Annotated in this window: 22 protein-coding genes and 2 pseudogenes; 17 read left to right on the top strand and 7 right to left on the bottom strand. The window is 65.1% G+C overall.

What is annotated here, in order from left to right; genetic code table 11:
• The 6 genes and pseudogenes from sufC to BRAO375_RS13040 all read left to right on the top strand — a co-directional run.
• Positions 1-201: pseudogene (gene sufC / locus BRAO375_RS13065) on the top strand (Fe-S cluster assembly ATPase SufC); the annotation flags it as partial.
• 23 nt (positions 202-224) lie between these two features.
• Positions 225-1,547, top strand: coding sequence for a Fe-S cluster assembly protein SufD (sufD, locus tag BRAO375_RS13060; protein WP_009027943.1), 1,323 nt, complete (start codon positions 225-227; stop codon positions 1,545-1,547).
• Positions 1,544-2,791, top strand: a complete 1,248-nt coding sequence (locus BRAO375_RS13055; RefSeq protein ID WP_009027942.1) for a cysteine desulfurase — start codon at positions 1,544-1,546, stop codon at positions 2,789-2,791. The genes sufD and BRAO375_RS13055 overlap by 4 nt, the downstream gene beginning before the upstream one ends.
• On the top strand, positions 2,788-3,159 hold the full coding sequence (locus BRAO375_RS13050) for an SUF system Fe-S cluster assembly protein (protein WP_008961483.1): 372 nt from the start codon (positions 2,788-2,790) through the stop codon (positions 3,157-3,159). The genes BRAO375_RS13055 and BRAO375_RS13050 overlap by 4 nt, the downstream gene beginning before the upstream one ends.
• Before the next feature lie 61 nt (positions 3,160-3,220).
• Positions 3,221-3,610: a HesB/IscA family protein gene (locus tag BRAO375_RS13045; RefSeq protein WP_009027941.1), complete on the top strand. Its 390-nt coding sequence runs from the start codon at positions 3,221-3,223 to the stop codon at positions 3,608-3,610.
• A 120-nt stretch (positions 3,611-3,730) separates the two neighbouring features.
• Positions 3,731-4,264: a TfoX/Sxy family protein gene (locus BRAO375_RS13040; RefSeq protein ID WP_009027940.1), complete on the top strand. Its 534-nt coding sequence runs from the start codon at positions 3,731-3,733 to the stop codon at positions 4,262-4,264.
• Positions 4,265-4,346: 82 nt separating this feature from the next.
• On the opposite strand, the gene BRAO375_RS13035 is transcribed toward BRAO375_RS13040, so the two are convergent.
• Together BRAO375_RS13035 and BRAO375_RS13030 are read right to left on the bottom strand one after the other, a co-directional pair.
• Positions 4,347-5,408 (bottom strand): GGDEF domain-containing protein, encoded by a 1,062-nt coding sequence (locus tag BRAO375_RS13035; RefSeq protein WP_009027939.1) that lies wholly within the window; start codon positions 5,406-5,408, stop codon positions 4,347-4,349.
• Between the two features lie 330 nt (positions 5,409-5,738).
• Positions 5,739-7,187: a DEAD/DEAH box helicase gene (locus BRAO375_RS13030; protein ID WP_009027938.1), complete on the bottom strand. Its 1,449-nt coding sequence runs from the start codon at positions 7,185-7,187 to the stop codon at positions 5,739-5,741.
• A 488-nt stretch (positions 7,188-7,675) separates the two neighbouring features.
• Between BRAO375_RS13030 and BRAO375_RS13025 the strand changes: the two genes are divergently transcribed.
• On the top strand, positions 7,676-9,172 hold the full coding sequence (locus BRAO375_RS13025; protein WP_009027937.1) for a caspase family protein: 1,497 nt from the start codon (positions 7,676-7,678) through the stop codon (positions 9,170-9,172).
• A gap of 26 nt (positions 9,173-9,198) precedes the next feature.
• On the opposite strand, the gene BRAO375_RS13020 is transcribed toward BRAO375_RS13025, so the two are convergent.
• The 4 genes from BRAO375_RS13020 to parE form a co-directional block, all read right to left on the bottom strand.
• A complete protein-coding gene (locus BRAO375_RS13020) occupies positions 9,199-9,966 on the bottom strand; it encodes an SDR family NAD(P)-dependent oxidoreductase (protein ID WP_009027936.1) in 768 nt (255 codons plus the stop codon).
• 31 nt (positions 9,967-9,997) lie between these two features.
• Positions 9,998-10,183 carry a hypothetical protein gene (locus BRAO375_RS13015; protein ID WP_009027935.1) on the bottom strand — a complete coding sequence of 62 codons (186 nt, stop codon included), beginning with the start codon at positions 10,181-10,183 and terminating at the stop codon, positions 9,998-10,000.
• Between the two features lie 188 nt (positions 10,184-10,371).
• Positions 10,372-11,148, bottom strand: a complete 777-nt coding sequence (locus tag BRAO375_RS13010) for an outer membrane protein (RefSeq protein ID WP_009027934.1) — start codon at positions 11,146-11,148, stop codon at positions 10,372-10,374.
• Between the two features lie 237 nt (positions 11,149-11,385).
• Positions 11,386-13,461 carry a DNA topoisomerase IV subunit B gene (gene parE, locus BRAO375_RS13005; RefSeq protein ID WP_009027933.1) on the bottom strand — a complete coding sequence of 692 codons (2,076 nt, stop codon included), beginning with the start codon at positions 13,459-13,461 and terminating at the stop codon, positions 11,386-11,388.
• A gap of 272 nt (positions 13,462-13,733) precedes the next feature.
• On the opposite strand from parE, the gene BRAO375_RS13000 reads away from it, so the two are divergent.
• From BRAO375_RS13000 to BRAO375_RS12985, 4 genes are all read left to right on the top strand, one after another.
• Positions 13,734-14,264, top strand: a complete 531-nt coding sequence (locus BRAO375_RS13000) for a DedA family protein (RefSeq protein ID WP_009027931.1) — start codon at positions 13,734-13,736, stop codon at positions 14,262-14,264.
• 231 nt (positions 14,265-14,495) lie between these two features.
• Positions 14,496-15,146 (top strand): FMN-binding negative transcriptional regulator, encoded by a 651-nt coding sequence (locus BRAO375_RS12995; RefSeq protein ID WP_009027930.1) that lies wholly within the window; start codon positions 14,496-14,498, stop codon positions 15,144-15,146.
• A gap of 11 nt (positions 15,147-15,157) precedes the next feature.
• Entirely contained in the window at positions 15,158-16,147 is a 990-nt protein-coding gene (argC, locus tag BRAO375_RS12990; RefSeq protein WP_009027929.1) for an N-acetyl-gamma-glutamyl-phosphate reductase, read from the top strand.
• A gap of 111 nt (positions 16,148-16,258) precedes the next feature.
• Entirely contained in the window at positions 16,259-17,485 is a 1,227-nt protein-coding gene (locus BRAO375_RS12985; RefSeq protein WP_009027928.1) for a threonine ammonia-lyase, read from the top strand.
• 330 nt (positions 17,486-17,815) lie between these two features.
• Here the strand turns inward: BRAO375_RS12985 and BRAO375_RS12980 are convergent, their stop codons facing one another.
• On the bottom strand, positions 17,816-19,429 hold the full coding sequence (locus BRAO375_RS12980) for an IS1182 family transposase (protein WP_009027927.1): 1,614 nt from the start codon (positions 19,427-19,429) through the stop codon (positions 17,816-17,818).
• Between the two features lie 731 nt (positions 19,430-20,160).
• On the opposite strand from BRAO375_RS12980, the gene BRAO375_RS12975 reads away from it, so the two are divergent.
• The 6 genes and pseudogenes from BRAO375_RS12975 to BRAO375_RS37340 all read left to right on the top strand — a co-directional run.
• Positions 20,161-21,420: an extracellular solute-binding protein gene (locus BRAO375_RS12975; protein ID WP_009027926.1), complete on the top strand. Its 1,260-nt coding sequence runs from the start codon at positions 20,161-20,163 to the stop codon at positions 21,418-21,420.
• Position 21,421: 1 nt separating this feature from the next.
• The gene (locus BRAO375_RS12970; protein ID WP_009027925.1) at positions 21,422-22,360 is read left to right on the top strand and encodes a carbohydrate ABC transporter permease; all 939 of its coding nucleotides are present in this window, start codon (positions 21,422-21,424) and stop codon (positions 22,358-22,360) included.
• Positions 22,353-23,201 carry a carbohydrate ABC transporter permease gene (locus BRAO375_RS12965; protein WP_009027924.1) on the top strand — a complete coding sequence of 283 codons (849 nt, stop codon included), beginning with the start codon at positions 22,353-22,355 and terminating at the stop codon, positions 23,199-23,201. The genes BRAO375_RS12970 and BRAO375_RS12965 overlap by 8 nt, the downstream gene beginning before the upstream one ends.
• Before the next feature lie 22 nt (positions 23,202-23,223).
• Entirely contained in the window at positions 23,224-24,321 is a 1,098-nt protein-coding gene (locus BRAO375_RS12960; RefSeq protein ID WP_009027923.1) for a Gfo/Idh/MocA family protein, read from the top strand.
• Between the two features lie 10 nt (positions 24,322-24,331).
• Positions 24,332-24,976 (top strand): ThuA domain-containing protein, encoded by a 645-nt coding sequence (locus BRAO375_RS12955; protein ID WP_009027922.1) that lies wholly within the window; start codon positions 24,332-24,334, stop codon positions 24,974-24,976.
• Positions 24,958-25,064 (top strand): annotated as a pseudogene (locus tag BRAO375_RS37340) (LacI family transcriptional regulator); the annotation flags it as partial. The gene BRAO375_RS12955 and the pseudogene BRAO375_RS37340, both read left to right, overlap by 19 nt.

Raw genomic sequence — 25,064 nt, 5'->3', positions numbered from 1 at the left:
ATCGCGGCCGACGGCGTCAATGCGCTGCGCTCGCCCGAGCGCTCGATGATCGTGATCACCCACTATCAGCGGCTTCTGAACTACATCGTGCCCGACGTCGTTCACGTGATGTCGAAGGGCCGCGTCGTGAAGAGCGGCGGCAAGGAGCTCGCGCTCGAGCTGGAGGCGTCCGGTTACGCCCAGTTCGAAGACGCGGCCTGATCGCCGGCCGGAATGGATCTGTGATGAACGTAGCTTTGGTCAAGAACGACAGCGGTCCGGCGGCGAGCAGCGTGTTTGCTGCCGCGCAGGGCCGGCTGCCCGGCACCGGCAAGGTGGCTGAGATCCGGCGCGAGGCCTTCGCGGCCTTCGAGCGCACCGGCCTGCCGCACCGGCGCATCGAGGAATGGAAGTACACCGATCTGCGCGCGCTGGCGCGCGAGCTGCTGCCGCTGGCCGGCGCGCCGGACGCGGCGGCGCTGGCGAAGGCGAAGGCCGCGATCGCATCGGCCGCGATCGACGGCGCGACGAAGCTGGTGCTGGTCGATGGTGTCGTCGCCGCCGAGCTGTCGGATCTCGCCGCGCTGCCGGCGGGGGTGACCGTGCGGACCTTGCGTGCGGTGCTGGACGAGGCCTCGAACGACTCCCGCGGTGACTTGTTGCTGACCAAGGCCAGCGATCCGATGCTGTCGCTGAATGCGGCGCTCGCGACCGATGGCGTGGTCGTCACCGTGGCCGACGGCACGCAGCTGTCCTCGCCGCTGCATCTCATTCATGTCGCCACGGCGTCGAAGGCCGCCCGCTACAGCCGCTCGCATGTTCGCATCGGGCAGGGCGCCCGCGCGACGCTGGTCGAGACGTCCATCGTTGCCGACGGCGCGGCGGCCTACCAGGCCAATGATGCTGCGGTGATCTGGGTGGGCGACCAAGCTCAGCTGTCGCATATCCGTCTGATGCGCGATGCTGCCGATGCCCTGAACGTCTCCTCGGAGCTGTTCACCGTCGGCGCGAAGTCGAAGCTCAGCCTGTTCAACATGACCAGCGGCGGCGCGGTCAGCCGGCTGCAGGCGTTCTTCACGCTCGCCGGCGAGGCCAGCGAGCTGATCGTCAACGGCGTCAACCTGCTGCGTGATAAGCAGCATGGCGACATGACGCTGGTGGTGGATCACGCCGTGCCAGGCTGCACCAGCCGCGAGAATTTCCGCGCGGTGCTCGATGATCGCGCCCATTCGGTGTTCCAGGGCCGCATCATCGTTCGCCCGGATGCGCAGCAGACCGACGGCAAGATGATGACTCGGGCGCTACTACTGTCCGACGAGGCCGAGGCCGACAGCAAGCCGGAGCTCGAGATCTTCGCTGACGACGTCTCCTGCGGCCATGGCGCCACCGCCGGCGCGCTGGACGATAGCCTGCTGTTCTACCTGCGCGCCCGCGGCTTGCCCGAGAAGCAGGCGCAGGCGCTGCTGATCCAGGCTTTCGTCGGCGAGGCGATCGAGGCGATCGAGGACGACGGCTTGCGCGAGCGCGTCATCGCCACCGCCCAGGACTGGCTGGAGGCGCGCGCATGAGCACGCATCCCGCCGTTTCCAACGGGTCCTACGACGTCACCCGCATCCGCGAGGATTTCCCCGCGCTGGCGCTGCAGGTCTACGGCAAGAAGCTCGTCTATCTCGACAACGCGGCCTCGGCGCAGAAGCCGCGCGCGGTGCTCGACCGGATGACGCAGGCCTACACCAGCGAATACGCCAACGTGCATCGCGGCCTGCATTATCTCGCCAATGCCGCGACCGAAGCCTATGAGGGCGGCCGCGAGCGGGTGACGCGCTTCCTCAATGCCCGGCGCAGCGAGGAGATCATCTTCACCCGCAACGCCACCGAGGCGATCAACCTCGTCGCGGCGTCCTGGGGCGGCGCGAACATCGGCGAGGGCGACGAGATCGTGCTCTCGATCATGGAGCACCACTCCAACATCGTGCCGTGGCACTTCCTGCGGGAGCGCCAGGGCGCCGTGATCAAATGGGCCCCGGTCGACGATGACGGCAACTTCCTGATCGACGAGTTCGAGAAGCTGCTGACGCCGAGGACGAAGATCGTCGCGATCACCCAGATGTCGAACATGCTGGGCACGCTGGTGCCGGTGAAGGAGGTCGTGCGGATCGCGCACGCGCGCGGCATCCCGGTGCTGGTCGACGGCAGTCAGGCCGCCGTGCATCTCGCCATCGACGTCCAGGACATCGACTGCGACTTCTACGTCTTCACCGGCCACAAGCTGTATGGGCCCACCGGGATCGGTGTGCTCTATGGCAAATACGATCTGCTCGCTGCGATGCGCCCCTACAATGGTGGCGGCGAGATGATCCGCGAGGTCTCGCGCGATGTCGTCACCTATGGCGATCCGCCGCACCGGTTCGAGGCGGGCACCCCGATGATCGTCGAGACGGTCGGGCTGGGTGCCGCGATCGACTACGTCAATTCGGTCGGCAAGGAGCGCATCGCCGCGCATGAGCACGACCTGCTCACCTATGCCGAGGCGCGGCTGCGTGAGATCAACTCGGTCCGGCTGATCGGCACCGCCAAGGGCAAGGGGCCGGTGATCTCGTTCGAGATGAAAGGCGCGCATGCGCATGATGTCGCCACCGTGATCGACCGCCAGGGTGTCGCGGTGCGCGCGGGCACGCATTGCGTGATGCCGCTTTTGGAGAGATTCAACGTCACGGCGACCTGCCGCGCCTCGTTTGGCATGTACAATACGAGGGAAGAGGTCGATCAGCTGGCACAGGCATTGATCAAGGCGCGGGATTTGTTTGCATGACCGACACGGCCGACGTCAAAACTCAGTCCGTCGAAACCCACTCGGCACTGCCGCCCGAGGAGACCGAGCGTCTTTCGGGCGAGATCATCGCAGCGTTAAAGACGGTGTTCGATCCGGAAATCCCGGCCGACATCTACGAGCTCGGCCTGATCTACAAGGTCGACATCAAGGACGACCGCAGCGTCGACGTGGTGATGACCCTGACGACGCCGAACTGTCCGGCGGCCGGCGAGCTGCCGACCATGGTGGAGAACGCCATCGCGAGCGTCCCGGGCGTGGGGGTGGTCAGCGTCAACATCGTCTGGGAGCCGCAGTGGACGCCGGACCGGATGAGCGACGAGGCCCGCCTCGTCCTCAATATGTGGTGAGGCACGAAGTTTGAATGACGGGCGGGATTGAACGACCGCCGGGATTGACCAGATGACCGACATGACCAACACGCCAGTTGCCAGCAAGCCGAAGCCGCGGCCCCGCCCGCAGGTGATGCGGCTCACCGATGCCGCAGCCACGCGCATTCGCGAGCTGACTGCGCGCGCGGAGTCGCAGATCATCGGGCTGCGGGTCGGCGTCAAGAACGGCGGCTGCGCCGGACAGTCCTACACGGTCGAATATGCCCATGACATTCGGCCGACCGACGAGGTCGTCGAGGACAAGGGCGTCAAGATCCTGGTCGATCCCAAAGCCGTGCTGTTCCTGCTCGGTACCGAGATGGACTACCAGACCGACAAGATGCAGGCCCAGTTCGTCTTCAACAATCCGAACCAGATCAGCGCCTGCGGCTGCGGCGAGTCGGTGCAGCTGAAGCCGGCCGAGGTCTGATCGTCCGCTTTACGCCAGGGCGGCTCCCGGACATTGTCGTGTCCCGGACATTGACACGCGCCATTCTCCCGGCCGACAAATCCCGTCGAACAACGGTGATGTGCGCGGGAGAGCGTCGCGATGGACCGCGAGTTTCTGGTCGATCTGTTCAGCGGCTTCGGGCCGGTGACGATCCGGCGGATGTTCTCCGGCTTCGGCATCTCCGCCGACGGCATCAACTTCGCGCTCGCCCTGCGCAGCGGGCTGTATTTGCGTGCCGATGAGGCCACGTTCGACAAGTTCGAAGCCGCCGGATCGCAGCCGTTCTCCTATGAGACGCGTGCGCGGACGATGACCGTGCGGTCGTACTGGCAGGTGCCCGCGCATCTGTTCGACGACACCGACGAGTTCGCGGCCTGGGCGAGGGACGCGTTTGCAGCGGCGCAACGGGCAGCGCTGGCCAAACGAACGAAGAAGAGGGCGTCACGCAAAGAGCCGGCCGCTGCGCGCGGCGGGGCGAAGTCGGGTGCGCCCAAAAAGACGGTCAGGAAAGCCAAGGCCGTGAAGACAGGCCGCCTCGCCACGAGCCCGAGCAAGGCGCCCAAGGCTGGCTCCAAGACAGGTGCCAAGACCGCTGCCAAGACCCGCGGCGCAGCCAAGGCGCGCAGCCCTTAGACATCGCTCTCACGACGTCGCGGACGCACTGATCACGACGGCTGTCCCGCAACTCAAGGCGCGTCGCCGGGGCCAGCGGCCGTCAGGCGACCTGTGTTGCCGCCGTGAATTCCGGATCCTTCTCGCACACCACCTTGTTGCGGCCGTTGTGCTTGGCGGCATACAGGCAGGCGTCGGCGCGCTCGATCAGCGCATCGGTGTCGTCGCCGGGCCGGAGCTCGGATACGCCGACCGAGATGGTCACGCGGCCCAGGATCTCGCCGGTCGACTTCTTCTTCAGCTCCTTCGCAGTGACCGCGCGGCGGATCTGGTCCGCCACCGTCAGCGCCTGCCGCAGTGGCGTGTTCGGCAGCACTACGGCAAACTCTTCGCCGCCATAGCGCGCCGCGATGTCCTGTCCCTTGATCGCGTGCTTCAACGTCAGGCCGACGAGACGAAGCACCTGGTCGCCGGTGAGGTGACCGTAGGAGTCGTTGAACGACTTGAAATGATCGATGTCGAACATCAGCAGCGACAGCGGCTGGCCGGTTGCAAGCCCGGTCTGCACCGTCGTCTCGATCATGCGATCGAAATATTTGCGGTTGCCGAGGCCGGTGAGCGGGTCGGTGAGACTCTCGGCGCGGATCACTTCGAGGCTGTGCTGCAATCCGCTGATCTCGTCCTTGGACAGCGACAGGCGCTCCTCGAGAACCCGGTTGGTCTCGCGCATCTGCTTGGTCGAGTGCGCGAGCGCCTCGATGATGTCGACGAGTTGCTCGCGGCTCGTGGCCGATGCGAGCATGCGATCGGCACCAGCGAGGCTCGCATCGTAGCTCGCGGTCCGCCCAAGCGCGTCCGAGAGCATGCCCATGAGATCGTCGATCTCGCCGACCACGCGCGCTCCCACCTTGTCGATGCGGTCCGACGTCTTGAGATGCGCGAGATAGGATTCGTAGAGCTCGTCGAGCTCGGACTGCGACAGCTTGCCGTTGCGCGACAGCGTCTCGTTGATGATCTCGTTCAGCGGTGCGTTGTAGCCCGTCGCGTAGACGTACCAGATCTCGTAGTTGCGCGGGTTGGCCGAGTGACGCAGCGTTTTGATCTGGCTGAGCGCGACCTCGGCGAAGGCCATCGTGCGTTCGTGTTCGTCAAGCGCATTGACCACAACAGGTCCTCCCCAATCGCCCGCGTCGCCGGTCCAGCAATGAATAAACAATGCCGGCCAAGCTAAAGGACGTGTGTGAACCGGGGGTAAATACGGCCGTAGAGTCACGGGCAGGCGTCAAGCGAGCCTAACAGGACAATGTCGCCTCATATGTTCAATGGGCTACATAAGTAGCGCGGCATTGCAGATCTAAGCGGCGTACTCGCGGCCTGATCATGTCGGTTGGCATGAGGCGCCGACGACGACTTAACCTATGTTGGATATGGAACGCGTCGGTCGCATGCTGAAGCTCCGAGCTTGACGCGCTGAGCGCCGCCCGGAGCGTTCTGATCAGGGCAGCGGCGCGCGCACAGGGCGCAGCAGGAAGGCCGGAAGATGTGAATGATCAGCCGGCTCGTTGTCGTGGTCACGTCGCGGTCGGCGAGACTCGTTGCGCGGCTGTTCATGCCGAGCGCTCGGTGCCGGACGGGGCGCTGCAGGCTGTGCCGCACGTGGAGACGCTGCGGCCGGCCTCGGCTCACGCTGCTCGCGCGGCTCACGTTCCCGAGGCTCACGAGGCTCGCGCTCACGCGGTGCCTTGCCGCGGCTGCGCCGCGAGCTGTCGCGCGGACGGCGCTCACGCGTCTCCTCATCGCGCGAGGATTCCTGAACTTCGTAGTCGCCCTCGATGGTCGGGATGCTCTGTCCGATCAGCTTCTCGATCGCTGCAACCGACTTCTGATCAGGCGGTGAGACGATCGAGATCGCCGTGCCCGTGCGTCCCGCGCGTCCCGTGCGGCCGATGCGATGGACGTAGTCGTCGGAATGATGCGGAACGTCGAAATTGAAGACGTGACTGACTTCGGGAATGTCGAGACCGCGGGCCGCCACGTCCGAGGCGACGAGCAGCGGCAACTCACCCTTGCGGAACTGGTCGAGCGCGGCCGTGCGCGCCGACTGGTCCATGTCGCCATGCAGAGCGCCGACGCTGAAGCCGTGCTTCTGAAGTGATTTGTGGACGATGGCGACGTCGCGCTTGCGGTTGCAAAAGATGATCGCGTTCTTGAGGTCCTTGGCATCGCGCAAAAGGCGGCGCAGCACCTCGCGCTTCTGGTGGGCCTCGCGGCCTGACGGAACCTGCAACTGAGTGACGGTGATCGCGGTCGTGGCCGGCTTGGACACTTCCACCTTCTGCGGATTGTGCAGGAAGGCGTCGGTGATGCGCCGGATTTCCGGCGGCATGGTCGCCGTGAAGAACAGGGTCTGGCGGGTGAAGGGCACGAGCTTGCAGATGCGCTCGATGTCCGGAATGAAGCCCATGTCGAGCATGCGGTCGGCTTCGTCGATGACCAGGAGCTCGACGCCGGTGAGCAGCAGACCGCCGCGTTCGGTGTGGTCGAGCAGGCGGCCCGGCGTTGCGATCAAGACGTCGACGCCGCGGGTCAGCTTGGCATCCTGGTCACCAAAGGAAACACCGCCGATCAGGAGGGCGACATTGAGCTTCTGTCCGGCGCCATAGCGGTCGAAATTCTCTTTCACCTGGGCGGCCAGCTCGCGGGTCGGCTCCAGGATCAGGGTGCGCGGCATTCGTGCCCGGGCGCGGCCCTTTTCGAGGATCGTGAGCATCGGCAGGACGAATGCGGCGGTCTTGCCGGTGCCGGTCTGGGCGATGCCGAGCACGTCGCGGCGCGCCAGCACATGAGGAATCGCCTGTTCCTGGATGGGGGTCGGGGTGGTGTATCCGGTTGCCGCAACTGCAGCCAACACCTTGTCGGACAAGCCGAGATTGGAAAAGGACATCGAGCCTCTATGTCACGCGCCAACAGGCGACGGGGCCTCTGTTCGACGCCGCCGTTAGGAATCGAGGGGTAAAAGGCTGTGGTCGCGTTAAACCCCGAAACGGCATGCTCTAAGGAAGCTGGGGGTTTTCTGACTGACGCTGACCCGCGGTCAATGTTTGGGAATCGGATCCGATCCCGGCCGCGCTGACCCCGAAAATAGGCACGAATCCCGCAAAGTCAATGGAAGAGGGGAGCGAAGTACCGAAAAAGCTTAATGTTTTTGCATTATTTGCGGGCAACCCGTCGTCCAGACGTCGTATTTCGTGTTCTCGGAACTTTGCTACCGCTTGGCCGCGAAGGCGGGTCCGTCGAATTGTGGACCGAATTGCGGCGTGTGGTCGGCGCGGGCCGGTGCAGCTCGGAAGATGCGAGCCGCGCCCGTGAACCGGCAGGATGCGGTCGCCGACTATCGTTGGCGGCAACCTGACGCGAGGGCAGAGACTACACATGAGATTGATGCGGACGTGGCTGGCGTGCGGACTGGTGATGCTGGGCATGGCGCTGGCCCCGGCCGCGCACGCCGAAAAGCGCGTCGCGCTGGTTGTCGGCAACAATGATTATCGCTTCGTCCCGAAGCTGCAGAAGGCCGTGAACGACGCGCGCACGATGGGCGATACGCTGAAGCAGCTCGGCTTCAGCGTGATGGTCGCCGAGAACCTCAACCGCCAGCAGTTCAGCCAGGCGCTGCTGGCGTTCGACAACGCGGTCGAGCCGGGCGACACCGCCTTCTTCTTCTACGCCGGCCACGGCTTCGAGATCGCCGGCCAGAACTTCCTGTTGCCGACCGACGTGCCGGCGGCAACCGAAGGGCAGGAGGAGCTGGTGCGCGATGCCTCCGTCCTCGCCGACCGCATCATCGAGCGGCTGCAGAACAAGAAGGCGCGGACATCGATTCTCGTGTTCGACGCCTGCCGCAACAACCCGTTCGAGCGCGCCGGCACGCGCGCTGTCGCCGGCGGCGGCGGGCTGGCGCCGATGACCCAGCTGCCCGAAGGCGTGTTCTCGGTGTTCTCGGCCGGTCCGCGACAGACGGCACTCGACCGGCTCTCGAACGATGACGCCAATCCGAATTCGGTTTTCACGCGCACCTTCGCCAAGGAGCTGACGCAGCCCGGGGTCAACCTGGTGCAGGTCGCGCAGCGCACGCGACGTGCCGTCAGCGAGCTCGCCGAGACCGTGCGGCACAAGCAGATCCCGGTGTATTTCGACCAGATGGTCGACGACGTCTTCCTGAACGGCTTGGCAAAGGGACCGGCCGCCGCCGACAAGCCGGCCGAGCCGCAGCAGAAGCTGGCGGCGCTGCCTCCAGTGTCGGCGCCGCGCATCCCGCCGGCCAACGAGATCATGAACGCGCCGATCGCGATGTTCTCGCGACACAATGGCGGCTGGACGGTCACCTTCTCGATCGCCGATCCGACGCTCGGCATCTCGTGGCGGATGGGGGAGAGCGGAGACTTCCGCGAGACGGGCTTCATGGACGTGCTGGATCCGCGCACCCGCAAGCGCATGCCCAATCCCTCGATCCAGCTGCCAGCGGATGCGCCGGCCGGCACGATCCAGGTGCGCTATGTCGATGCGTCAGGCGAGATGCAGGGACCGTTTCCCATCAGGTTCGAGCCGGAGGCCGCGCTGGTGCGCGACCAGCGCAAGATCCTCGACATGACCGCGACCAGCTGGCTGTCATTCCGCGACTTCAACGGCCTGCTCGTCTACTACACGCACCTGATGTCGTATCGTTGCGCGATCCGCGAGGTGCGGATCGGCATCGATACCGCTGTTCCCGACAAGGTGCTGAACATGCCTGGCTGCGACATGCGTGATCCCAGCGCGATTCCCTCGAACGCCACGCCCTATCTCAAGCTGCCGACAGCGACGAAGTTCGTCTCGGTCGAACTGACCTATCGGGATGGCAGCGTTTCGGAGATCAAGAGCTTCCGGCGTTGAGACCTCGGCGACGCTGGCGCGCCGGTTCAGGCCATGATCGAATAACCGCCATCGACGGGAATCGCCGTGCCGGTGACAAAGTCCGACGCCGAGGAGCTCAGGAATGTGGCGATGCCGGCGAAGTCGTCGCTATCGCCCCATCGCCCGGCCGGTGTGCGTGCGAGCACGCGGTCGTGCAGGCCATCGATCTGCTGGCGGGCGGCACGTGTGAGGTCGGTGTCGATCCAGCCCGGCAGGATCGCGTTGACCTGGATGTTGTCGGGCGCCCAGGCACAGGCGCAGGCACGTGTATATTGCACGATGCCGCCCTTGCTGGCGGCATAGGCCGGCGCGAAGCCGGCGCCGAAGATCGAGAGCATCGAGCCGATATTGATGATCTTGCCGCCACCATTCGCCTTGAGAGCAGGGTAGGCGGCCTTCGAGCACAGGAAGGCGCTGGTGAGGTTGGTGTCGATCACCTCGCGCCACTCCTCCAGTTCGAGCACATGCGGCGGCTTGCGGATGCTCATGCCGGCATTGTTGATCAGGATGTCGATGCGGCCGAGGCCGCTGACGACGCGCTCGACCATCGCGGCAACGTCGCTCTTGTTGCTGACATCGGCGGTGAACGCGAGGGCGCGCACGCCGCGGCCGGCGAGATCGGCCACAGCCGCCTGCGACTTGGCTTCGTTGCGGCCGACCACGGCGATGTCAGCGCCCGAATCGGCGAGGCCGCGGGCCATGCCTAAGCCGATGCCGCCATTGCCTCCGGTCACGATCGCAACCTTGCCCTTGAGGTCGAAACGGCCTGCCATGCGTCATTCTCCAAGTCGATGTGAAAAGCGGTCAGCAGGTGCCCTGCCAGATCATCACCAGGCCCAGCGCGCCCATGCCGACGCCATAGCCGGCCCATTGCAGCTGGTTGATCATGAAGCTCGTGCGCGGCCAGGCCACGACGCCGGTGCCCTGTCCGACCCAGAGCAGGCCGACGGCGAGCAGAAGCAGGCCGCCGATCATCAGGAATCTCCGCATGGCCATTTCCTCCCTCATCGCCCGGCGCCACCGCATGGGAGACGCCGCTGCCGCCTTTTTTGTGAAGTTTTGTGCAGCGGAAGCTAGCGGCGGACGAACAAGATGACCAGCGGGTCGAGGGCAAAACAAAAAGCCCCGGATTGACCGGGGCTTTTCGCAATCGATCTGAGATGCCGCGAGGCAGCTTATCAGTACTTGGCAACCACCGGGCCGGTCCAGTTGAAGCGATACACCAGCGAGGTGGTGATCGTCTGGACCCACGGCTTGAAGGTAACGGTGTCGGTGGTCGGCGCGCCCGCAGTGGTACGGACCAGGACGTCCTTCCGGTCATAGTAGGCAGCGCGATATTCGGTCTTCATGAACCAGCCCGGCGCCGAGATGCCGAAGATGTTCAGGTTGTTCTCGACGCCGCCGCCGACGAACCAGCCGCTACGATCGAAACCGTCGGTGCGGAAGCCAGAGGCCGCGCCCGTGAGCGTGGTCAGATTGGTGCCCGACCAGTGCGAACCCGAGTAACCGGCGTTGACGTAGGAGAGGACGTTCGGAGCGACCAGATAGCCGACGCGAGCGCCAGCGGCCCAGGCGGTCTCCATCTTGATGCGGCCGGTGAGGGCGGCGAACTGGTCCTGCAGGGTGCCACGGAGGCTGCCGAACTGGCCGTCAGCGAACACGCCGAACACCCAAGCGGGGGTGAACTGCCAGTCATAACCAGCACCGACCGTGCCGAGGAAGCCGTCACCACCCACGCGTTGATCGATCGTCGCCGGCACGCCGAGCACGTTGGTGTGCGAGTCGGCATCCCAGAGGCCGCCGCCAGCGCCACCGAAGAGGTAGAAACCGGTCCAGCTCGGAGCCACCGGAGCGGCCATCGGAGCCTTCGCATAGGGACGAGCCGCAAGATCAGCAGCCGATGCTGCGCCAGTCATCACCACGATCGAAGCGGCTGCGAGCAAAAGCTTTTTCATATCAAAATCCCCAAGTCGTCGTGATGTAAGCGCCGGAATGCGGCGGCGATTCCCTCGCCAGTTGTGCCTGAACTATAGCCGATGTGTGCCCAAATGCTGTTGCAGGTTGACCACACCGGAGGGGAAAGTGCGCTGCGGAACGCCAGGCGCCGTGGTAACGAATTGTTTATAAAGCAGAAAAGCAGGCCCACGCGAACGCGTGGAACCTGCAATCGAGGCGAGAAATCGGGTCAAAAGCTAGACGTCGAGCAGTTCGTCGCTGGCAAATTCCGCCTTTTCCGAGATGAAGGCGAAGCGCGCCTCTGCCTTCGTGCCCATCAGCCGCTCGACCGAGTCGGCGGTGCCGTCGCGATCGTCGGCGATCAGCGTCACGCGGAGCAAGGTGCGCTTGGCCGGATCCATCGTGGTTTCCTTCAGCTGCGCCGGCATCATCTCGCCCAGGCCTTTGAAGCGGCCGATCTCGACCTTGGCGTTGGCGTTGAACTCGCGCTTGAGGATTTCTTCCTTATGGGCGTCGTCGCGCGCGTAGAACGTCTTGCTGTTGTGGGTCAGCCGGTACAGCGGCGGCACCGCGAGATAGAGGTGGCCCTCGTCGATCAGCCGCGGCATCTGCCGGTAGAAGAACGTGATCAGCAGCGAGGCGATGTGGGCGCCGTCGACGTCGGCGTCGGTCATGATGATGATGCGCTGGTAGCGCAGATCCTCCTCGCGGTACGACGTGCCGGTGCCGGCGCCGATCGCCATCACCAGATCGGCGAGCTGAGCGTTGGCGGTCAGCTTGTCCTTGCCGGCCGACGCGACGTTGAGGATCTTGCCGCGCAGCGGCAGCACCGCCTGCTTCTTGCGGTCGCGCGCCTGCTTGGCGCTGCCGCCGGCCGAATCGCCCTCGACGATGAACAGCTCGGAGCCTTCGGTGCCGGCGTCGGTGCAGTCGGCGAGCTTGCCGGGCAGGCGCAGCTTCTTGGTCGCGGTCTTGCGCGCCGTTTCCTTCTCCTGCCGGCGCCGGATGCGCTCCTCGGCGCGCTCCACGACGAAATCGAGCAGCCGGTTCGCCTGCACCGGATTGCCCGACAGCCAATGATCGAACGGATCCTTGACGGCCTGCTCGACGATGCGCTGCGCCTCGGCGGTGGCGAGACGGTCCTTGGTCTGGCCCTGGAATTCCGGCTCGCGCACGAACACCGAGAGCATGATGGCGGCGCCCGCCATGATGTCCTCGGAGGTGATGTTGGCCGAACGCTTGCCCTGGCCAACGCGTTCGGCGTGGTCCTTCAGGCCGCGGAGCAGGGCGCTGCGAATGCCGGATTCGTGCGTGCCGCCGTCGGGCGTCGGGATCGTGTTGCAGTAGGACGACAGGAAGCCGTCGGCATCGGCCGTCCAGGCGACCGCCCATTCGCAGCCGCCATGGCCGCCGGTGCGACCGGACTTGCCGGCGAAGATATCGGGGTGGACCAGCGTGTCGGCGTGAATCGCCGCCGCCAGATAGTCCTTCAGGCCGCCGGGGAAGTGGAAGGTCGCCTCGGGCTGGACGTCCTCGATGCCCTTGAGCAGCGAGGGATCGCACTTCCAGCGGATCTCGACGCCGCCGAACAGATAGGCCTTGGAGCGCGCCATCTTGAACAGGCGCTGCGGCTTGAACGTCGCCTTGGCGCCGAAGATCGTCGGGTCGGGCTGGAAGCGTACGCGCGTGCCGCGCCGGTTCGGGGCTTTGCCCACCTCCTCGAGCTTGCCCTTGGGATGGCCGCGCTCGAAGATCATGCGATAGAGCTTCTGGTTGCGCGCGACCTCGACCTCGAGCCGGGTCGACAGCGCGTTCACCACGGAGATGCCGACGCCGTGCAGACCGCCGGAGGTCTCGTAGACCTTCGAGTCGAACTTGCCGCCCGCGTGCAAGGTGCACATGATGATTTCGAGCGCCGACTTCTTCGGAAATTTGGGATGGGGATCAATAGGGATGCCGCGGCCGTTGTCGGTGACGGTCAGGAAGCCCTCAGCATCGAGTTCGACCTCGATGAAAGTGGCGTGGCCGGCCAGCGCCTCGTCCATCGAGTTGTCGATGACCTCGGCGAACAGATGGTGCAGCGCCTTCTCGTCGGTGCCGCCGATATACATGCCGGGCCGGCGGCGCACCGGCTCCAGGCCCTCGAGGACCTCGATATCGCGTGCGGTGTACTCGCCCTCGGAACCGGCCGCGCGGGCGGCTGGCTTGGCCTGGGGCTTGGTCGGGGCCTTGCCCTTGGCGGCGAACGCCGCCAGCGGGTCAGGGACCCCCTTGGCCTTGGCTTTTGCAGCTGATTTCAACGGCTTACCCATAGAATCTTGATGTTGCGCTTGCGCGAGAGGGAACGAATCGTTGCGCCTGACTATGCCATGCCCCGGCATAAAACAATGACTGAGGAAACACCGCGCCTGGGCGGCCGCGGCGGCCTCCGCGCGGTTTGGCGGGCCGGATCGGCCGCGTTCACGCGCCGCAGCCGGTTGTTGTGACTTGAAGTTGCCCCGCTCCGTGGCGTACCAGTCTGCGCCAGGGAACCGCAAACGGCTTCAAACACTTACAGCCGGGTGGCAGGAAAGGCGTCGAGCAGATGGAAGATTTTGGCCGCGCGGTCGCCGATATCGTGCGCGACCATCAGGCCTGGGCTGCTCCGATCGTCCTGCTGCTGGCCTTCGGCGAGTCGCTGGCCTTCATCTCGCTCCTGATTCCGGCCTGGGGCGCCCTGGTTGCGATCGGCGCCCTGATCGGCGCCACCGGCATCAGCTTCTGGCCGGTCTGGCTGGCCGGCGGCATTGGCGCGGCCCTTGGAGACTGGGTCTCCTACTGGTTCGGCTACCGCTACAAGGATCGCGTCGCCCAGATGTGGCCGCTGTCGCGCTATCCGGAGCTTCTGCCGCGCGGCGAGGCGTTCGTGCGCGACTGGGGGGTGCCGAGCATCTTCATCGGCCGGTTCTTCGGGCCGCTGCGCGCCTCGGTGCCGCTGGCGGCGGGCATCTTCGAGATGCCCTACATGATGTTCCAGGTCGCCAATTTCGTGTCGGCGCTGGTGTGGTCGGCGGTGCTGCTGCTGTTCGGCGACATCATCGGGCGCATCATGGAATGGCTGTGGCGCACGGTCTGACACGCCGGCCAGATGCAACCTTGACGCAGGAACTCCGCGGCCTTATAGCCCTGCGCCCATGATCAACGCAGCGACCAGCAACATCGCCGCCATGCGCCGTCGTACCCCCGCGGTACGGGCGATGATCTGCGTTTGAGATCACAGCCCTTGCCGCCGGATCCGGTCCCGCGGCAAACCTTTCCCTTGCAGCGCGATTGATCAGGCGGCTCCTTCGTCCAGCAGGAGTTTGCGATGTACACGCCACCGCCCTTCAAGCCCGACCGCGCCGCGAGCCTCGGCTTTGCAGACGCACGCGGCTTCGGCACGGTCTGCGCGTGGGACGGCACCAAGCCGGTCGCGTCCTCATTGCCGTTCCATTTGGGCGCGCTGAACGACGGCACGCCGCAGGCGTTCTTCCACGTTGCCCGACACAATCCGCTGGCGAAGCTTGCCGACGGCGCGACGCCGTGGCTGCTCGCCGTGAATGGTCCGGACGCCTATGTGTCGGCCGACTGGTATGCCTCTTCGGATCAAGTGCCGACCTGGCTGTATCAGGCGGTGCATCTGACCGGTACGGCGCGGGTGTTGTCGGACGCCGAACTCGCTGCCCAGGCCGACACGCTGAGCGCCAAGTTCGAGCAGCGGCTGCTGCCCAAGAAGCCGTGGACCTCGGACAAGATGACCGCAGGCCGGCTGGAGGCCATGCGGAAGGCGATCGTCGGCATCGTCATGACGATCGACGAGGTCGAGGGCAGCTTCAAGCTCAACCAGCACAAGTCCGAAGCCGACTATGCGGCGGTCGCCACCCGGCTCGGCGAGCAGCCCGACATCGGCTCGCAACAGATTTCCTCTCTCATGCGGCAGGCGCGGCCCCAGGCCTTTGCCGGCGAACCCCAGACCTGAAGGAGCTTGTCATGTCCGTGATCGATAGCAATCCGCCGAAGGCTCACGCGGCAGCCGGCTCGGCGACCCGCTCCGTCTTCGTCGACGGCGGCTCGGGCACGACCGGACTCGGCATTGCCGAGCGGCTCGCCCACCAGACCGACATCGTCGTCAAGACAATCGCCGAGGACAAGCGCAAGGATCCCGCCGCCAAGCGGGCGCTGATGGCCGAGGTCGATCTGGTCATTCTCTGCCTGCCGGATGAGGCGGCCAAGGAGACGGTCGCGCTGGTCGATAGCATGGGCGCTTCGGCGCCGAAGGTGCTCGATGCATCGACCGCGTATCGCGTCGCGCCGGACTGGGCGTATGGTTTTCCCGAGCTGGCCACCGATCAGGCCGACAAGATCCGCAGCGCGCGCAAGGTCTCCAATCCCGGCTGCTACCCGACCGGCGGGATCGCGCTGCTGCGGCCGCTGGTCGATGCCGACCTCTTGCCGCAGGACTATCCGGTGACGGTGAACGCCGTCAGCGGTTACTCCGGCGGCGGCAAGACGATGATCGCAGCCTATGAGAACGGCACGGCTCCGCACTTCGAACTCTACGGTCTTAGCCTGGAGCACAAGCACCTGCCGGAGTTGCAGCTGTATTCGCGGCTGACGCGGCGGCCGATCTTCATCCCCTCGGTCGGCAACTACCGGCAGGGCATGCTGGTCTCGGTGCCGCTGCAGCTCGACACGCTGCCGGGCAAGCCCTCGGGCGCGGACCTGCAGGCGGCCCTGGCGAAGCACTATGCCGGCAGCAAATACGTGTCGGTGATGCCGCTCGACGGCGCTGCGGCCAAGGCCGGCCGGCTCGAGCCGGAGGCGCTGAACGAGACCAACCAGCTCGAGCTCCACGTCTTCGCCAGCGACAAGCACCATCAGGCCGTGCTGGTGGCGCGGCTCGACAATCTCGGCAAGGGCGCCTCGGGCGCGGCCGTGCAGAACATGCGGCTGATGCTCGGGCTGCCCGATCTCGGGTGATATCGATCATCCGGCCGCACCAGCGGCCGGCCACGATCGGCGCTATCATGCGACGGCCGGCGCTCGCCGGCGTCGCGGTGCAATGATGCACGCTGAAGGATGGGCAGAGCCATGACAGCCATCGATCTGACCGCGCTGCCCGTCACCGTGAACGACGTGCGCGCCGCTGCCGAAACCATCGGCGGTGCCGTGCTCGCGACCGCCTGCAACCAGAGCCGGACGCTCGGCGACATCTGCGGCTGCAACATCTGGCTGAAGTTCGAGAACCTGCAGTTCACCTCGTCGTTCAAGGAGCGCGGCGCGCTCAACCGGCTGAATGCGCTATCGGCGGAGCAGCGGACGCGCGGCGTGATCGCGATGTCCGCGGGCAACCACGCGCAGGGCGTCGCCTACAACGCGCGGCGTCTCGGCATTCCCGCCACCATCGTGATGCCAGTGGGCACGCCGATGGTGAAGGTGGAGAACACCAAGCGGCACGGCGCGGAGGTCGTGATTTCCGGGGCGACGCTGGAAGAGGCGGGTGCTTTCGCCAGGCAGCACGGCGCAGCTCACGGCATGACCATGATCCACCCTTACGATGATCCGCTGATCATCGCTGGGCAGGGCACGGTGGCGCTGGAGATGCTGGCGGTCGTTCCGGAGCTCGACACGCTGGTGGTGCCGATCGGAGGCGGCGGTCTGATCTCGGGCATGGCCGTGGCGGCGCGCGCAATCAAGCCGGGCTTGCGCATCGTCGGCGTGCAGGCCGAGCTGTATCCGTCGATGTTCAACGCGATCAACAGCAGCGGCCTGCCGATGCGCGGCGACACGCTGGCCGAAGGCATCGCGGTGAAGTCGCCGGGGCGCATCACGACCGAGATCATCCGTAACCTCGTCGACGATATTCTTCTCGTCACCGAGCCGCAGATCGAGCGCGCATTGGCCACCTTGATCTCAATCGAGAAGACGGTGGTGGAAGGCGCCGGCGCCGTCGGCCTTGCCGCGGTGCTCGCGCATCCCGCGCAGTTTGCCGGGCGCAATGTCGGGCTGGTGCTCAGCGGCGGCAACATCGACACCCGCCTGATCGCCTCGGTGCTGACGCGCGAGCTGGCGCGCGAGGGACGTTTGACGCAGCTGTCGATCGACATCGTCGACCGCCCGGGACAGCTCGCAGCCGTGTCGACGCTGCTCGCCGATGCCGGCGCCAACATCATCGAGGTGTCGCATCAGCGCACGTTCTCGGATCTGCCGGCCAAGGCGACGTTGCTCGAGCTGGTGATCGAGACCCGCGACCAGGCGCATCTCAATGACGTGATGACCAAGCTCGTTGCCGCAAATTTCAAAGCGCGCTGCACCTGACATCGGTTGCCTCGAATTTGGAGAGCGTGGTCTCGCCTAACACTCCGCCGTCGTCCCGGCCTTGAGCCGGGACCCATAACCACCGGCGGCGATGATGCAGGCAACTCACAGCCCTGTCCCTCGGATGCGCCCGCGGTATGGGTCCCGGCGTTCGCCGGGACGATAACGGAGTTTTGGGCCGCGTCCGGGCTAGCAAGATGGTGCGTGCCAGTCTTGGCGGACGCCGCACGACGGGCAATCCGCGCATGGGCCGCATGCGCAAACTGCCCGTCGCGTTACGATGTCGCACGTCGCGCGGCTTGTCGTGTCGAGGCTGGGCAAGAATCCAAACTAGGAGGCCAGGAGGGCTCGGCGCGGTGCGACTTCGAGCCATAGCTGTATCATTGTCCAGTTTCGTATCAAGGCAAGCGGAATCGCCTCCCATGCGCCGTTGGCCTTGGCAGAGGCGGCGTGTTGAGCTGCAACAGCCCACGCGGTGATGCGGGCGAGGAAGTCGTTCGAGCCGAGAATGTTGAGGACGCGGCTAAAGTTGTAGGAGAGCGCCATGAGGCTCCATTCCCCGCGAACCTTGTCGAAGCTGCGGACGAGGAAATGCTGATACCCGGCGCGGCACTTGAGTGTGCCGAACGGATGCTCGACGAGGGCCGAGCGGCGACGCATCAGTTGGCGAGCCTGTTCGCTCGCCATTCTCTGGCGGTGACGATCCAGCACCTCCTCGTGCTCCCACCGAGAGACGTTGCGGCTTTTGGCCTTCGCGGAGAGGCAAAACGCCTTGAGGGGGCAGACGCTGCAGGTCGGCACTGAGCCCAGGTAACGTCGTTCCATTCTGCCGCTCGTATTCTTCCAGAGCTTCTTCGTGGGATACAGCGCCTGGCCTGCGGGACACCGGTAGGTGTCGGTTGCGGAATCGTAGGTGAAGTCAGCTCGCGTGAAGCGCGTGTGCTTCTTGCCATTGCCGTGATGCAGCGGGACATAGGCGGTGATGCCATCATCCTCGCAAGCCTTGAGATCCTCGCTGTTGTAGTAGCCGACGTCGGCCAATATCTGCAGCGACGAGACCTCGAGGTTCTCCTTGGCCGCTATCGCCATCATATGCAGGTGTCGGACATCGCTGCGATTGACGACCTCGCTGGCGACGATCAGCTTGTTCTTGTCGTCAACGACGCTCTGGACGTTGTAGCCTGCAATCGTCTGATCGCCCTTGCTCAGCAGCCGCGCATCGGGGTCGGTCTTCGACACCTGTCCCTTGTCGTTCTTGTCCAGGTTCTCCAGATCGGACTGGGCGCGCTCACGCCTGGCCATCAGTTCCTTGATCCTGTCCCCGACATCGCCGCCGCCATTGCCATCCTTGCCGTCGTCGGGCCGCTTGGCTTCTGCTGCATCGTTGGTGTCGAGGGACTTGCCGTACGCCTCGATCTCCTCATCGAGCTTGGCGATCTGTTTGGCGAGCTTCCCGCGCGTGAAGATGCTGTCCTTGCTGGCATTGCCGTGGAACAGTGCGCCGTCGACCGCGACCAGGGTCCCGCCGATCAGATCGAGCTCGCGAAGCAGCAGCACGAAACTACGGTTCGCGGCCTTCAGGGCCGCCCAGTTCTCCTTGCGGAAATTGGCGATCGTCCGGTAGCCGGGCTTGAGAGACTTCAGCAGCCAGATCAGTTCCAGATTGCGGCAGGCTTCACGCTCCAGCCGGCGTGATGACCGGATCTGGTTGATGTAGCCATACAGGTACAGCTTCAGCAGATCGGACGGGGCGTATGGCGGCTGCCCCGCTCCCGCCGCGCGCCGGTCGGCGTGCCGAAACCCAAGCTTGGCAAGGTCGAGCGCATCGACATAGCCATCGATCGCACGAACCGGATTGTCCAAAGATACGTAATCCTCGATCCGCGGTGGAAAAAGGCTGGCTTGCTCGCGGCTCTCACCGCTCTTGAACGGGCGATTCGTCATAAGCCGAATCGTACATCCCGCCACACAAAACGCCCGAGATTCTTGCCCAGCCTCGTCGGGCAAATCAGGTCGATGTTTCCGCTCGTCCTGCTGCCGCATGAGGGGCGTGTCGCGACCGTCACGAGACGTTGGCAGTGGGATGCGATGGGCGTGGATTGCCGCAGCGTGAGTTGATCGCGCGGACGAACGGCAAGGCACGACCGGTCAAGTCGCGTGGTCCTGACACCCCGAAGCTGGTGTCCCCCGCGCAACGTGCGGGAGCGCGTTGCGCGACATGGTGGCCAACAAGCCCGGCGCACCAGGGAGATCGCGAAGCAGCCGTTCAACCGTCGCAGGGAAGGCCGGGCGGGTCCGGCTGCACCTGTGGTACCTGCCGCCTGCATTCTTTCTCGCAGGCGGGCCATGGGCGTCAGCCGACGCCCGGCCTTCCCTGCGCCCTCTGTTTCAGGGGGCGGCATCGATGAATGACTCGGACGCTGAGCGCCGCGAGGAGGCGAGCCTATGCTCACTCCGATCTGCTCTGCCCAGAGCGACCCAGCTGTCGTTCCCCATTGTGGTCATAGCCCCGGGGCCTGACCGGTTTCGCAGACTTGAACTTGGCTTGGTCTCGGCCACTGGCTTCGCAAATGCGAGAGGGTCGCTGAGGTTGCCAGGTCAGTTTTTTAGTTGCGCACCTCAAATTTTGAGGACAGGATTACCGTAACAAAAAAAGGACGCTTGGGAGGATTCGGATGAGACTGCTCGCGAAGCTGGGACTCGCTGCCGCCGCATGCCTGCTAGGGGCCGCCGGTGCTGTTGCCGACACCACCGTCAAATGGCTGCATATTGAGGTCAATCCGGCACAGGTGAAGATCTGGGAGGAGGTGGCGCGCGCCTACGAAGCCTCGCATCCCGGCACCAAGATCGAGATGCAGTTCCTCGAGAACGAGGCCTACAAGGCCAAGCTGCCGACCATTCTGCAATCTAAGGATCGTCCGAACATCATCTACAGCTGGGCCGGTGGCGTGCTGAAGGCGCAGATCGAGGCCGGCGTGCTGGAGGACATTACCGATCAGGTGAAGGGATACAGCGATAGTCTGACCCCGGCTGCGCTTGCGGCCTTCACCGACAACGGCCATGTCTACGGCCTGCCGACGGCGTTGTCGCAGGTTGGCTTCGTCTGCAACAAGGAGCTGATGGCCAAGGCCAAGGTCGATCCTGCGGCCATCAAGACCTGGGACGATCTGCTGGCGGCCGTGAAGACCTTGAAGGCCGCGGGCGTGACCCCGATCGTGGTCGGCGGTGCGGATAAATGGCCGCTGCACTTCTACTGGACGCATCTCACGGTCCGCATCGGCGGCAAGCCGGCGTTCGACGCAGCACTGCGCGGCGAGAATGGCGGCTTCGCCGGCGAAACCTTCGTCAAATCCGGCGAGCTGTTCAAGCAGCTCGTCGATCTCCAGCCATTCCAGAACGGCTTCCTCGGCTTCAAGAATCCGCAGGCCGTCGGCTATTTCGGCGACGGCAAGGCGGCCATGACGCTCGCGATCAGCTCGGTCTACAATCTTCAGCGGGCTCTTGCGGCCGACAAGGTGGGCTTGAGCGAGGACAAGATCTGCTGGTTCGACTTCCCGACGGTGGCGGGCGGCAAGGGCGCCCCGACCGATACGCTGGGCGGCATCACCGGCTGGCTCGTCACCAAGGGCTCACCGAAGGAGGCGACCGACTTCCTGAAATACTTCATCTCGAAGGACGTGCAGACGCGGCTTGCGGCCGGCAACTTCATCGTCCCCGTGGTTCAGGGTGCCGACGCCGGCCTCAACAATTCGTTCATGAAGCAGATCGCGGCCAATCTGGCGAAGTCGAACTATCACCAGAACTTCTATGACCAAAGCCTGGGGCCGTCGGTCGGCCGCGTCGTCAACGATGTCTCCGCGGAGATCGCTGGCGGCAGCATGAGTCCCCAGGACGCGGCAAAGGCGATCGAGGCAGCGCGCAAGCAGGGCAACTGACGTGGCGCGTCCGATCGCGAGCACGCCGGCGATGCAGGTCGCGCGGCCGCTGGCCGTGCGCGCCGGCCGCGGGCCGAGCTGGGACGGCCGCTTCACGGTCCTGATCCTGTTCCTGCCGCCGGCGCTGCTGCTGTTCACCTTGTTCGTGGTGCTGCCGATCGGCGAGGCCGCGTGGTACTCGGGCTTCAACTGGAACGGGTTCGGCCGGCCGACCAACTGGATCGGCTTCGACAACTACCGTTTCGTGCTCGAGACGCGCGCGTTCTGGCTCGCGCTCCGCAACAACGGCCTGATCATCGCGGTCTCGCTGTGCGTCCAGCTGCCGCTCGCGCTGACGCTCGCCTTGTTGCTCGCGGAGCGGTTCCGCGGCGCGGTGGCGCTGCGCATGCTGTTCTTCATGCCCTACATCCTCGCGGAGATCGCGACCGGGCTGATCTTCAGCTTCGTGTATGACGGCGACTACGGGCTCGTCGCCTCGATCTGGCGCAGCTTCGGCGCGGAACCGCCGCATCTCCTGGCCTCCACCGATACGGCGATGCTGGCGGTGCTGATCGTGATCGTCTGGAAGTATTTCGGCTTCCATATGATGCTGTTCATTGCCGCGCTGCAGAGCATCGACAAGAGCCTGATCGAGGCTGCCCGGATCGACGGCGCGACGCGGACGCAGAGCCTCCGCCATGTCGTCATCCCCTTGCTCTATCCGACCATCCGGCTCTCGGTGTTCTTCGCCATCATCGGCTCGCTGCAATTGTTCGACCTGGTCATGCCGCTGACGCGCGGCGGCCCCGCTGACTCCTCGAACACGATGGTCAGCTTCCTCTACAACAACGGCATCTCGCGCATGCGCGTCGGTTACGGCAGCGCCATCGGCGTCATCCTGTTCGTGATCTGCGTGACCTTTGCCTTCACCTACAAGCGATGGTTCATGCGCGATGAATAGGGCGGAGACCACGAGAGAGTTGTTCGATCCCGCCGTGCTGTTCAAGGCGGCATTCCTCACGCTGATCGCCATCTTCGTCCTGGTGCCGCTACTGGCGACGTTTCTTGGCGGCTTCAAGTCGCTTGGCGAACTGCGCGTCAACCCTTTCGGGCTGCCGCAGCACTGGGAGTGGCAGAACTACGCGGACATCCTGTTCTCCGGCCGCTACTGGCAGCTGCTGCGCAACTCGCTGATCATCTCGACGCTGACGGTGGTTCTCACTCTCATCGTCGCGTCGATGGCGGCGTTCACCTTCGCTCATGTCCGGTTCTTCGGTAGCTCCATGCTGCTGAGTTATCTGACGCTCGGGCTGCTGTTCCCGGCGGCCACCGCGGTGCTACCACTGTTCATCAAGGTGCGCGACCTCGGCCTGCTCGACACCTATTTCGGCGTGGCGCTGCCGCAGGTCGCGTTCAGCCTCGCGATGAGCGTGCTGCTGTTGCGCCGCTTTTTCAAGGACATCCCCTACGAGCTGCTCGAAGCCGCGCTGGTCGACGGCTGCAGCTACGCGAAATTCTTCCGCTACGTGACCTTGCCGCTGTCGCGCCCCATCCTGGCGACCGTCGGCACCATCACTTTCGTCAACAGCTGGAACGCCTATCTGCTGCCGCTGGTGATGCTCAACACCGATGCGCTGTATCCCTGGCCGCTCGGCATCATGGTCTATCAGGGCGAGTACTCGTCCGAGTGGCACCTGATCCTCGCCTTCATCACCCTGACCATCCTGCCCACCATCATCCTGTTCCTCCTGGCGCAGAAGCACATCGTCGCCGGCCTGACCTCGGGCGCGGTCAAGGGATGAACGGGACATTACGGAGAATGCTATGAGACGCGTCGGCATCGGCATCATCGGATGCGGCAACATCAGCACCGCCTATCTGAAGGCGGCGCAGCGCTTCCCGGTCCTCGACATCAAGGCGCTCGCGGACATGCGCAGCGATGCGGCCGAGCGCCAGGGCGCCGCCTTCGGCCTGCCCGGGATGCGGGTCGACCAGTTGCTCAAGCGCGACGACATCGAGATCGTCATCAATCTCACCGTGCCGCTCGCCCATACCGACGTCAGCCTTGCGGTGCTCAATGCCGGCAAGCACGTTCATTCCGAGAAGCCGCTCGGGATCGACGTCGCCGAAGCCCGCAAGGTGATCGAGCTTGCCGCGCAGAAGAACCTGCGCGTCGGCTGCGCGCCCGACACGTTCCTCGGCGGCGGTCACCAGACCGCGCGCAAGCTGATCGACGACGGCGCGATCGGCACGCCGGTCGCCGGCAGCGTCTTCTTCGGCTGTCCCGGTCATGAGCGCTGGCATCCCTCGCCAGGCTTCTACTATCTGCGCGGCGGCGGGCCGATGCTGGATATGGGGCCGTACTACATCACCGATCTCGTGCAGCTGCTCGGCCCCGTCGCGAGCGTGATGGGCTCGACGGCGCGCCCGCGGGCCGAGCGCCTGGTCACCAGCCAGCTGATGAACGGCACGCTGATCCCGGTCGAGGTCGCGACCCATGTCACGGGCACGCTGGAATTCGAGAGCGGGGCCGTGGTGTCGGTCACGATGAGCTTCGATGTGCCGAAGCATCGGCACGCGCCGATCGAGATCTATGGCGACAAGGGCAGCATGCTGGTGCCTGACCCCAACCGCTTCGGCGGCGAGGTGCAGGTGGCCAAGACGGGCGGCGACTGGGAGACGGTGCCGCTGACCCACGGCCACGTCGACGGTGAATTCCGCTCGATCGGCGTTGCCGACATGGCCACCGCGATCCTGAACGACCGGCCGCATCGCGCCAGCGGCGCGCTGGCCTTCCATGTTCTGGAGGTGATGGAGGCTTTCCAGACCTCCGCCAACGAGGGCCGGCGCGTCAAGATCGAGAGCCGCGTCGAGCGGCCGGCGGCGCTGCCGGCGGGACGTGAAACCGGACAGATCGACTGAGGACAGACAGATGCGCAAGGCAATGATTGTATGGGGCGGCTGGCCCGGACACGACCCCGACCTCTGTGCCTCGATGATCCGCGGCTGGCTCAAGGCCGAAGGCTTCGAGGTCCGGATCGAGACCACGACCGCCGCGTTCGCCGATCCCGCGATCCACGACCTGTCGCTGATCATCCCGATCTACACGATGTCGAAGATCGAGAAGGCTGAGGCCCTCAACCTTTGTGCGGCGGTGCGGAGCGGTGTCGGTCTCGCCGGCCATCATGGCGGCATGTGCGATGCTTTCCGAGACTCCGTCGATTACCAGTTCATGTGCGGCGGGCAGTGGGTCGCGCATCCCGGCAACATCATCGATTACCGGGTCGACTTGACCAAGCCGGACGATCCTATCATGAAGGGCCTGAAGAGCTTCGAGCACCGATCCGAGCAGTATTACATGCATGTCGACCCAGCCAACGAGGTGTTGGCGACCACGACCTTCAGCGGCGAGCACGCACCCTGGACTGAGGGTGTGGTGATGCCGGTGGTGTGGAAGAAGCGATATGGCGAGGGCCGCGTGTTCTATTCCTCGCTCGGGCATCGCGCCTATGAGCTCGACGTGCCGGAGATCCGCACCTTGATGACCCGCGGCATGCTATGGGCGGCGCGCGCGTGACCGATGGTGCGCCGCCGTCACCCGTTCGCGCGACGCTCGAGGATGTCGCGCGCACGGCCGGCGTGTCGCTTGCCACCGTGGACCGCGT

The organism is Bradyrhizobium sp. ORS 375 (assembly GCF_000239775.1).
GTDB lineage: Bacteria > Pseudomonadota > Alphaproteobacteria > Rhizobiales > Xanthobacteraceae > Bradyrhizobium.
Note: the sequence above shows the minus strand (reverse complement) of the source record. Positions and strands in the feature narration are given on the sequence as shown.

Coding starts and splice junctions, on each gene's coding strand:
- sufD (WP_009027943.1), top strand. CDS start 225: ATGAACGTAGCTTTGGTCAAGAACGACAGCGGTCCGGCGGCGAGCAGC.
- BRAO375_RS13055 (WP_009027942.1), top strand. CDS start 1,544: ATGAGCACGCATCCCGCCGTTTCCAACGGGTCCTACGACGTCACCCGC.
- BRAO375_RS13050 (WP_008961483.1), top strand. CDS start 2,788: ATGACCGACACGGCCGACGTCAAAACTCAGTCCGTCGAAACCCACTCG.
- BRAO375_RS13045 (WP_009027941.1), top strand. CDS start 3,221: ATGACCAACACGCCAGTTGCCAGCAAGCCGAAGCCGCGGCCCCGCCCG.
- BRAO375_RS13040 (WP_009027940.1), top strand. CDS start 3,731: ATGGACCGCGAGTTTCTGGTCGATCTGTTCAGCGGCTTCGGGCCGGTG.
- BRAO375_RS13030 (WP_009027938.1), bottom strand. CDS start 7,187: ATGTCCTTTTCCAATCTCGGCTTGTCCGACAAGGTGTTGGCTGCAGTT.
- BRAO375_RS13025 (WP_009027937.1), top strand. CDS start 7,676: ATGAGATTGATGCGGACGTGGCTGGCGTGCGGACTGGTGATGCTGGGC.
- BRAO375_RS13020 (WP_009027936.1), bottom strand. CDS start 9,966: ATGGCAGGCCGTTTCGACCTCAAGGGCAAGGTTGCGATCGTGACCGGA.
- BRAO375_RS13015 (WP_009027935.1), bottom strand. CDS start 10,183: ATGCGGAGATTCCTGATGATCGGCGGCCTGCTTCTGCTCGCCGTCGGC.
- BRAO375_RS13010 (WP_009027934.1), bottom strand. CDS start 11,148: ATGAAAAAGCTTTTGCTCGCAGCCGCTTCGATCGTGGTGATGACTGGC.
- parE (WP_009027933.1), bottom strand. CDS start 13,461: ATGGGTAAGCCGTTGAAATCAGCTGCAAAAGCCAAGGCCAAGGGGGTC.
- BRAO375_RS13000 (WP_009027931.1), top strand. CDS start 13,734: ATGGAAGATTTTGGCCGCGCGGTCGCCGATATCGTGCGCGACCATCAG.
- BRAO375_RS12995 (WP_009027930.1), top strand. CDS start 14,496: ATGTACACGCCACCGCCCTTCAAGCCCGACCGCGCCGCGAGCCTCGGC.
- argC (WP_009027929.1), top strand. CDS start 15,158: ATGTCCGTGATCGATAGCAATCCGCCGAAGGCTCACGCGGCAGCCGGC.
- BRAO375_RS12985 (WP_009027928.1), top strand. CDS start 16,259: ATGACAGCCATCGATCTGACCGCGCTGCCCGTCACCGTGAACGACGTG.
- BRAO375_RS12980 (WP_009027927.1), bottom strand. CDS start 19,429: ATGACGAATCGCCCGTTCAAGAGCGGTGAGAGCCGCGAGCAAGCCAGC.
- BRAO375_RS12975 (WP_009027926.1), top strand. CDS start 20,161: ATGAGACTGCTCGCGAAGCTGGGACTCGCTGCCGCCGCATGCCTGCTA.
- BRAO375_RS12965 (WP_009027924.1), top strand. CDS start 22,353: ATGAATAGGGCGGAGACCACGAGAGAGTTGTTCGATCCCGCCGTGCTG.
- BRAO375_RS12960 (WP_009027923.1), top strand. CDS start 23,224: ATGAGACGCGTCGGCATCGGCATCATCGGATGCGGCAACATCAGCACC.
- BRAO375_RS12955 (WP_009027922.1), top strand. CDS start 24,332: ATGCGCAAGGCAATGATTGTATGGGGCGGCTGGCCCGGACACGACCCC.